Below are 9,103 nucleotides of genomic sequence, written 5' to 3'. Positions count from 1 at the left end.
TTCCGCCGCAGAGGGGGCACGTAGGGATGCCCACAAAAAAGAGAGACTTTTTCGTGTGCTTTGGGTAAATACGGCCTGCTAAAACCGACTGGCAATGTGGCCAGCAGGCAAAGGATAGTGCTCTGCCCTATTACAGTCAAGCACACAAAATGACATTTGTTTTAAAATAGATCATTAAAAAGTAAGGATAAATAATTAAAATTTATTGTTCATTTGTGATTTATATAAAAATCCTTTTCACTTGAAAATTACTTATAATTATTTATTAGAAGATCTGAATTTTGGGTTTGAAGTTTTTTCTAAAACAACCACTTTACCTGTACCTAACCCGCGAAAAAAATAATTAATGATATATAAGAATAACAAGCCAAAATAAAAAATCGGGAAAATGCTAAAGACAGTTGTTACTATTTCCCAAAACATCACCCCGACTCTGTAATTATAACTAAATGCTATAAGTCCACCTCTACGTCTAGGTCTTTGCTGAGTAATATCATCCTCAATAAAGTGAATAATTCCCATGACAAAACACCCAGCAAAGGTACTTGAGACTAAAGTCTTTTTAATTAGAGGCTTTTCTAACCAACGGTATTTTTTTGAAGATTCAAATTCGGCTTTGAAAAATAATTTATAGATTTCCTCTTGATAAGCGTTATTAATTCCATATTTTCTAATAAAAAAATAACATATAACACAACCAACAATGAACATGACTATGGTTATATAAAGGCTGTAAAGAATCGTAAAAAACGGTAATGGCCCTTTCGTACCAATAGTCACATGCATAATTTGTGTAATGTATTGATATATTTCGTACTGCCATTCGTTTTTAGGATAAGTAGGAAATACAAATAAAGGAATAATAAAAAGAATAAAACATATAGCTATACTCCCTTTGTTCTCTTTAATTTTCCGTGGCAGCGTAGAAAGAAAGTTTTTAGAGGCCATATCTATATTTTACAATTTGGAATCATATGTTTAGCTTTATAAAACTCATCAAAAGCTTTTTATAATATTTATAAAAAGCCATGCATTTTATTTAATATCTTGCGAGCAAACTTTACTTTATGTTTTAAATGAAATCAAAAAAAAATGAAAAGAATTAATAGAAGGAAATATACGCTTATCTTTTTAAAATACTTTTATTATGCCCTTTTATATTCGGAAAGAGCACATTCTGGATATAGAATAACGTAACCAACCTTTGTATTTAATATATGCTAAAGGTATTATCGCTACTGCTAAAGTAAGTATCATACAATATAAAAAACCGTGCTCCCAAGATAATTCAGGCATTACATCAAAGTCCATCCCATAAAATGTACCTACCAATGTTAGTGATAAAAACACAGCAGTAATAATAGTAAAGACCTTAACAATTTGGTTTTGTTTAATATTCGTGACAGCATTCTGAAGATATCTAACTTGTTCATACTCAAATGACGCGTATTTCTTAACTTCCACAACGTCACAAGCTAGTTTAGATACTAAAATCTGCGGTTCTACCAAATCACTATCAAATGATGGTGGTAGAACGAAGGCGGGTTGACAGACCAGTCATCTAGAAACCGGCACGCACAAGGCGTCCCACCTCCGTCCTACCGCTACGAAGGTTAGTAGCCAAGCCCCATACAGTCAAGCACACAAAATGACATTTGTTTTAAATTAGATCATTAAAAACTAAGGATAAATAATTAAAAATTATTGTTCATTTGGGATTTATAAAGTCTCGGTTTAAAGGCCTTTAAATCTCTCAGTTGACTGTATAAAAAGGCATAACAAAATCAGTAAAACTTCGCTTCACCAGCAGGACGAGTTTTAAACCTTCTATGAAACCACATGTATTGTGTTGGGGCGATCCGAATCTGGTTTTCAATAATTTTATTGACGCGTTCAGCATCATTCACTTCGCATTCGCTAGGAAAATTTTCAAGTTTAGGTTCTACTAGTACGTTATATTGAGGATCTCGAATATCCCCGCTTCTGTAAAAATATAATGGTATTGCAACAGCGTTTGAAATATCCATGAGTCTTCGATGTGCCGTGACTGTGGCTGCTTGTATTCCAAAGAATGAAGCCATGACACCTTGCTTTAAACCAAAGTCTTGATCAGGGCTATACCAGATTGCATGACCATTTTTGAGTTTTTCAATTAAGCTACGCATGTTGTCTTTTGCAATTTGGTTTTTATAAACCCTAGCGCGACTACGATGAATGAGGAAATCCATGAAAGGATTATTTTGAGGTCTATACACCACATCCATATCAAAAAATAACGTACATGCAGCACCTCCGGCATCGAGTAATGTGCTATGCGTGCCTAACAGCAGAATGCCCCGATCCCGATTGTCATTTAGATGTTCCAAGCCTTCTATATGAACTCTTTTTTTAAACCATGCAGGACAATACCAAGCATTTAAGGCTTCAAATATACCAATCATCGTATCGGTAAAAACCGACTTAGCCTTGGCCTCAATTTGCTCAGGTGTTTTTTCCGGAAAACACGCACCTAAATTTCTTAAAGTCGTTTTCCTTCTAGAACCCAATAGTGTCCAAGCAATTTTTGAAAATAGTTTTGCTAAGCGCCACTGGATTGCCCAAGGCAAGTACGCAAGAAACATTAGAATAAAAGCTGTGAACCAGATACCCCAATATTTTAATGATAGAAAGGAAAATTGAAATTGCCCTGATTGATACTGCGCTTCAGGTTTCGTCATATTGTAAATATCTAGAGGTATAGAAATTCATCCTAACACACTCGCACTCTACATACGTTTGTAAAGTGTGTCTTAATATTAGACTCAATCTAGCAAACTACTGCTAAACAGTACTGGTGAGTGCTCAGATTTATTCTTTATCGGTCTTGATGGACAATTGCTTGATAAACTCATTTAAAGACATTGGGCAGCCCCATAAATAGCCCTGAAACTCGGTACAACCATTACTTTTAAAAGCACTAAACTGTTCAGCCGTTTCTATTCCTTCTACCAACACGCGAAGGTTTAAATCTAGGCCAATTTTAATAATACCCGTCACTAATTTATTGCTGCGTTTATCATCTAAAGCTGCCTGTACAAAGCTGCGATCAATTTTAATTTGTTTAATTGGCATTTTTTGTAAATAGCTTAAGGATGAATACCCTGTACCAAAGTCATCAAGTGAAAGCTGAATACCATGCTTAGATAAGAAGTGCATTTTTTCGATCATGCTCGCACAATTATTTAAAGCAATATTTTCAGTAATTTCTAATATGAGCCGAGATGGATTGAAGTCATACCGCTGAACCAGACCAATCACCGTGTGCTCAAAGTTAGATTGCATAAAATGATCAGCACTAATATTGATTGAAAGCGTAAGATCTTTGGTCTCTTCTTTTTTACTCCAGTCCTGTAAAACTTGGCAGGCTTGGTCCAATACCCACTCGCCGATCTCTGGCATTAACCCAAAAGTTGCCGCTGCCGGAATAAACTCTTTTGTTGGAATATACCCTAAAACCGGATGATGCCATCTTAACAAGGCTTCCGCACCAATCAGTTTTTCTGACGAATTAACTTGGGGCTGATAAAAAAGCTCAAATTGTTGCTTAGTGAGTGCCAAACGTAGATTGTGCTCCATACTGCTTTCTATTTGTATCTCTAGTTGCATGGTATAAATTGAAATACAAATCATAAGAGTAGCGACACAAGTGGCTATCCACCCACCATGATCACGAATATCTTCTGATAAAGGTATGGCATTATCGAGAGTAAAAGAGCTACCACTAAAAAATATAAAGCAGCCAATCGACAGTAAAATTAAAACAATTTGTAAGAAGCTTGGCTCCCTACGGTAATTCAAATACCCCAATATCGCTCCGGCAGGTAAAAACAAATGGGCCACTCGAGGGCGATCAGGCGTAGCAACATCGAAAAATAAGCAAAAAACCACTGGAAACACCAGCAGAACCGCTTGTGATAAAAGTATCCCTGCCGAAATACGGTTTATATAAATAAGAAAAAAGCTAAATATGGAAATTAGTGTGAAACAGATATCCATATAAACAATCACCCACATTTGGGCAAATGCAAAATATATAGTCCAAAATAAGCAAAAAATAATACAAATAAAGATATTTGCTTTGGCTGCGATTGTAAGCTGTTGGTCCTTTAGGGAGCGATAATGTTTCTTGTGTTTTTTAAAGTAAGACGAAGTTATCATAAATAAACCAACCGTAAATATTTCTTTAAAGGACCCCAGCCAGCTTGGTCATTGATACTCCATTTCAATATTTACCAATAAAACGTAATCATTTCTCCCATTGTGATTTGTACTTATTATTTTGAGATCAAGTTTTAACCACCTTAATGGTATAGCCCGATTAGGTCACTTGAACGATACTGCTTTTTAAACACTCTATAATTTTAAAGTATCATGACTTAACGATACATGCCTATGACTCTCAGGTACAGCCTTTAAGTGCAGAAAAATTAGTGAATTACAATTTTTGCGTTAAATATTTTTATTATTTAGATTCATCAATAGGACCATTTAAAATAATGCACATGTGTGCTTAATTATGCTGCTAATGACCAAGTTGTGAGCTTTGTTGTTCTGAGGTTGGAGCTAAAAGCTAAAGAACCCATGAGATACCCATCTCATATTTTTTGATCGGGCTATCTCATGTTTACCAGAAATATTTATTTTTTAATAATATAGTAGTCTCAGCTTATACCTTATTGCGTTTATAAGAGAAATAAGAGCAACCTGCACACGATGCCATAATAATTGTTATGCCTAGAACCTGAAAACTATTTAATCGTTCATCTAAAATCAGCCATCCAGCCAAAGCGCTGACTGCGGGTGACGCACTTAGTAAAATCCCAAAAACTCGAGGATGCAGTTTTTTCATGGCAATCATATCTAATATAAATGGAATAGCACTTGCTAGCATCGCCATAAGTAAACATGTAAAAAGAATCTTATAACTATCAAAAATATGGATAATGTGAGATGCACCTAAAGGCGTTGCAAGTAAAGCCGCTATAAACATTCCGGTCGCAACAGAGCTACCACCACCTTGTGCAACTTTTGAGCCATAAATCACATACAGTCCCCAACCCACTGCAGCTAATAAAGCATACGTCATGCCAATAAAACTAAAGTTATTATTGGCATTGCCCATAGGTAGAAGAAGCAAACCAATAATAGATAATCCACCCCAAAAATAATCTAATTTATTTTTAGACATTAAAATAGCAACCGTAAGTGGTCCTAACACTTCGATGGAAATCGCAATCCCAACAGACATGTAAGAAAATGCTTTATAAACCAAAGTATTCATTAAAGTGAGGATTGATCCATAAATAATTAGATTTTTCCAATTGGTCTGTTTATTCCACTGTCGCCATGGTTTAAAGACTATCCATAAGAAACAGGCCGATAAGGCAAGTCGAGTTAAGGTGACTCCTTCAGCAGTAAGAATCGGAAAAAGGACTTTTGCTATTGCTGCGCCGATCTGTACAGAAACTAAAGATAAAAATGCGGCTGCAAATGCCATACCTTGTTTGGAGTTTGTCTCAATCATCATCTTTACTATTGGGGGGAATGATTGAAATTTTAATTCTCTATAATCAATATATTTCTTCTATTTTTCACGGTAAAACGATTAAATAACTCTATATTTAATATTTAATGAGAGATTTACTCATGTCAGAGATTTCTTTAGATAATTTTGATTATGCGATCTTAAGAATACTGCAAAAAGACAATAAAACTTCCCATCGAGAAATTTCTGAAAAAATCGGTCTATCCGCTGCATCTGTACAAAGGCGTATAACTCGGATGGAAGAAAAAGAAATTATTTTAAAAAATTGCGCTATCTTAAATCCCCTCAAATTTGGTGAAAAAATTACTTCCATTATTGAGGTCCGCCTTAGCGAAGATCGTTCAGTAGTTATGGACAGAGCGAAGCTATACTTTGCTTCTGTTGAAGAAATTCAACAGTGCTACTTCGTGAATGGAGGAGTCTCATTTATAATTATCATGCTGAGCAATAACTTATCTCATTTTGAAAGTTTAGTTAGAAAACATTTCGCTGATAATGAGGATGTAAAAACTTATAGAACACTCATTGTTTTAGATCGCGTAAAAGTAAGCTTTGAGTTGAATATTTAAGTTTTTCAATCCTTGGCTTAAAAGACCCAATTGTTCTATTTTTATGTCTTGCTACATTCAACCTCTATTTCAATGCTTGATCACTTTTTTTCGTTAACTCAAATTTGTTACCATTGCACCACTGGAATGGTCTGAAGTCACTTTATACTAGGGATGCTGATTCTAAAGTTCATCCAGTTGTTGTACTTTTCTTGAATTACATTCATTTTTAAAGACTTGAAATTGGTTAATAAACCAAAAGTAGATTTTTCGTTTTTTTAAGGGTTTATTACGCATGAATAGCGCTGAAATCATGGCTGATCTCTCCAACCACACTCCAATGATGCAGCAATATCTCAAAGTCAAAAAAGACTATCAACATGCGTTGCTGTTTTATCGTATGGGCGACTTTTATGAACTGTTCTTTGAAGACGCGCATTTAGCAGCCAAACTTTTAGGTATTACCTTAACCCATCGGGGTAAAGCAAATGGCAACCCTATTCCAATGGCAGGTGTTCCCTACCATTCAGCCGAAGGTTATTTGGCGCGTTTAGTAAAAGCCGGCCGAACTGTAGCTATTTGTGAGCAAGTCGGCGAAGTTACTGGCAAAGGCCCGGTTGAACGCAAAGTTGTTCGTATTCTTACACCGGGTACTTTAACTGACGACGCACTACTTACAAGTTATCAGTCCTCTAACCTTGTTGCGCTATGTATCCATCAAAACCAGATCGGTTTTGCTTTACTCGACTTAAGTGCGGGTATTTTTAAAGTTCAACAACAAGACTACAAACCGGAACAACTTCCAATTGAACTGGCTCGCCTCATGCCAAGTGAAATTTTGATTGATGAAGATCTGGTTGACCCGAATATTATCGAACAAATTAAAAAACATTTAGATTGCCCTGTAACCAAGCGCCCAAATGTCGATTTTAATTTAAACAATGCGCAAAAAACCTTATGTGACCAGTTCTCTGTATCAACACTCTCTGGTTTCGGACTAGACCCGTTACCTTTGGCTAAAGCCGCCGCGGCAGCACTTATTCACTATGCCAAAGAAACTCAAAAAACGGCGTTACCTCATATCCGTTCAATTCTTTTAGAACAAAGTACTGATTTTATTGCGCTCGACCCAATCACGCGCCGTAACTTGGAAATTATTGAACCTTTGTTTGAGCACGGAACTTCTTTATTTCAACTTGTGAATGATTGCCAAACTGCAATGGGTGGACGTTTACTTAGCCGAATACTCATGCAGCCTGTCCGTGATACAGCATTACTTGATGCACGTTTAGATGCGATTGAGCAATTGATTCAAGGCTACCATGAAAGCCCTGTTCGTCTGGTACTTAAAGAAATTGGTGATATTGAACGTGTTCTTAGTCGTGTGGCGCTGGGTAGTGCGCGACCACGTGATTTAGTGCAACTTCGTCATGCTTGCGCGCAAATTCCATTTTTACGAAATGCTTTAGCACCTGTTGTACAAGCAAAGAAATCTAAGTTATTAGGACAGCTCGATCAGGAATTGGGTGACTTTAAAGCGCTTCATCAACATTTAATGGCTGCGATTGTTGAAAATCCGCCTGTATTACTTCGTGATGGCAATGTAATTGCAGAAGGCTATGATGCTGAACTTGATGAATTACGCCAAATTCGTGATCATGCAGGTCAATTCCTCATTGATTTAGAAATAAAAGAGCGTGAACGTACTGGTATTAGCACCTTAAAAATCGGTTATAACCGTGTGAGTGGTTACTACATTGAGCTGACTCGCGCTCAAGCCGAGCAAGCCCCGGCCGACTATATCCGCCGTCAGACATTAAAGAATGCCGAGCGCTACATTACCCCTGAACTAAAAAGTTTTGAAGATAAAGTTTTATCCAGTGAGTCGCGTGCATTAGCTCGTGAAAAAGCATTATTTGAAGCTTTACTTGAAAACCTTCGTGAAAATATTGCTCACCTACAAATGATGAGCTCAGCAATCGCGCAAATTGATGTAATTGCAAACTTTGCTCATCAAGCGCGTTTAAATAATTGGGCACGCCCTGAATTTACTCCAGAAACAGGTATTAAGATTCAAGGTGGCCGCCATCCTGTAGTTGAAGCGTTAAGTAAAGCACCATTTACACCAAATGATACTTTCCTTGATGTGCAGCACCGTATGGCAATTATTACCGGTCCAAACATGGGCGGTAAGTCTACCTTTATGCGCCAAACAGCATTAATTAGTTTGCTTGCTTACTGCGGTAGTTACGTTCCGGCACGAGCTGCCAAACTTGGCCCAATCGACCGTATTTTTACCCGTATTGGTTCAGCCGACGACTTATCGACAGGCAAATCGACCTTTATGGTTGAGATGACTGAAACTTCACAAATCTTGCACCATGCGACGAATCAATCGCTTGTGTTAATGGATGAAGTTGGTCGCGGAACCAGTACCTACGATGGTCTTTCTTTAGCTTGGGCTTGTGTGGTTGATTTAACCAAACGCGTTAAATGTCTTTGCTTGTTTGCGACCCACTATTTCGAATTAACAGAGTTGGGTAGCGAACCTGGTATTGATAACTACCATGTCACTGCTCAAGAGTTAAACGGTAATCTCATTTTATTGCATAAAGTCCAACAAGGACCAGCAAGCCAAAGTCATGGTTTACAAGTTGCAAAATTAGCCGGTATTCCAGCTAATGTGATTAAAGAAGCTCAGAAGCGTTTACGTATTTTAGAGAAGCAACAACAGCAGCATTTACAAACTAGTGTTCAAAGTGATTTGTTTGCAACTTTAGATTCAGAAGTTACCCCAAGCACTCAAGTCATAGAGAAAGTGATAGAAGTCGAAGTCTCTTCACCTGCCCTCGATTTACTTAAGCAAATCGAAGTAGACAACCTGACTCCTCGTCAGGCACTTGAACAGCTTTATGAGCTAAAAGCAGCGCTTAATTCATAATCACTCATTGAGCAAACATGTGTATAGGCA

Annotated in this window: 7 protein-coding genes; 2 read left to right on the top strand and 5 right to left on the bottom strand. The window is 37.1% G+C overall.

Annotation, left to right across the window (positions count from 1 at the left end; all coding sequences use genetic code 11):
• Positions 1–258: 258 nt before the first annotated feature.
• The 5 genes from RFX69_RS08635 to RFX69_RS08615 form a co-directional block, all read right to left on the bottom strand.
• Positions 259–948, bottom strand: coding sequence for a hypothetical protein (locus RFX69_RS08635; RefSeq protein WP_000157168.1), 690 nt, complete (start codon positions 946–948; stop codon positions 259–261).
• Between the two features lie 207 nt (positions 949–1,155).
• The gene (locus tag RFX69_RS08630; RefSeq protein WP_223241117.1) at positions 1,156–1,464 is read right to left on the bottom strand and encodes a CorA family divalent cation transporter; all 309 of its coding nucleotides are present in this window, start codon (positions 1,462–1,464) and stop codon (positions 1,156–1,158) included.
• Between the two features lie 320 nt (positions 1,465–1,784).
• A complete protein-coding gene (locus RFX69_RS08625) occupies positions 1,785–2,717 on the bottom strand; it encodes a lauroyl acyltransferase (RefSeq protein WP_000165398.1) in 933 nt (310 codons plus the stop codon).
• 130 nt (positions 2,718–2,847) lie between these two features.
• Positions 2,848–4,197, bottom strand: coding sequence for an EAL domain-containing protein (locus RFX69_RS08620; protein WP_114199132.1), 1,350 nt, complete (start codon positions 4,195–4,197; stop codon positions 2,848–2,850).
• A 508-nt stretch (positions 4,198–4,705) separates the two neighbouring features.
• Complete coding sequence (locus tag RFX69_RS08615; RefSeq protein WP_032061791.1) at positions 4,706–5,566, bottom strand: DMT family transporter; 861 nt, start codon at positions 5,564–5,566, stop codon at positions 4,706–4,708.
• Positions 5,567–5,685: 119 nt separating this feature from the next.
• Here RFX69_RS08615 and RFX69_RS08610 point away from each other — a divergent pair, with 119 nt between their 5' ends.
• Together RFX69_RS08610 and mutS are read left to right on the top strand one after the other, a co-directional pair.
• Positions 5,686–6,153, top strand: coding sequence for an Lrp/AsnC family transcriptional regulator (locus tag RFX69_RS08610; protein WP_031379541.1), 468 nt, complete (start codon positions 5,686–5,688; stop codon positions 6,151–6,153).
• Between the two features lie 274 nt (positions 6,154–6,427).
• Positions 6,428–9,073, top strand: coding sequence for a DNA mismatch repair protein MutS (gene mutS / locus RFX69_RS08605; protein ID WP_032040482.1), 2,646 nt, complete (start codon positions 6,428–6,430; stop codon positions 9,071–9,073).
• Positions 9,074–9,103 lie beyond the last annotated feature (30 nt).

It is taken from the genome of Acinetobacter sp. 148 (assembly GCF_031196675.1).
Taxonomy (GTDB): Bacteria; Pseudomonadota; Gammaproteobacteria; order Pseudomonadales; family Moraxellaceae; genus Acinetobacter; species Acinetobacter baumannii.
This window is presented reverse-complemented; position numbering and strand designations above follow the sequence as displayed.